Origin of the sequence: Christiangramia aquimixticola, assembly GCF_048285835.1 — a bacterium.
Taxonomy (GTDB): domain Bacteria; phylum Bacteroidota; class Bacteroidia; order Flavobacteriales; family Flavobacteriaceae; genus Christiangramia; species Christiangramia aquimixticola.
In genome coordinates this window covers 1-496 of sequence record NZ_JBLVTL010000023.1, presented here as the reverse complement: position 1 = coordinate 496, position 496 = coordinate 1, and the positions used below count along the sequence as shown (strand labels likewise).

Annotated in this window: 1 pseudogene; it reads right to left on the bottom strand. The window is 43.3% G+C overall.

Features of this window, described 5'->3' with window-relative positions:
• Nucleotides 1-496 (bottom strand): annotated as a pseudogene (locus ACNKXV_RS13315) (hypothetical protein); the annotation flags it as partial.

The following is a 496-nucleotide window of genomic DNA, read 5'->3' as shown; positions in this document are numbered from 1 at the left end:
CTATTTCCAGCAGCATCTGTTGCGGTCCAGGTTCTTGTAATCTCGTAGTTATAAAAAGAAGCTTGATCAGGATCGGTTCCTTTAGTACTAGTTTCAGCAAAGGTGATAGCAGGGGTAGAATCACAAACATCGCTAGCTGATGGCGTAGCCACAGCAGGAATATTATCACACGTTACAGTTACATCTGCAGGAACCCCGGATAATGTAGGAGCACTAGCGTCAGAAACTGTGACTTTCTGAGATTGAGAAGAACTATTTCCAGCAGCATCTGTTGCGGTCCAGGTTCTTGTAATCTCGTAGTTATAAAAAGAAGCTTGATCAGGATCTGTTCCTTTAGTACTAGTTTCAGCAAAGGTGATAGCAGGGGTAGAATCACACACATCGCTAGCTGAAGGAGAAGCAACTGCAGGAATATTATCACACGTTACAGTAACATCTGCAGGAACTCCGGATAATGTAGGAGCACTAGCGTCAGAAACTGTGATTTTCTGAGATT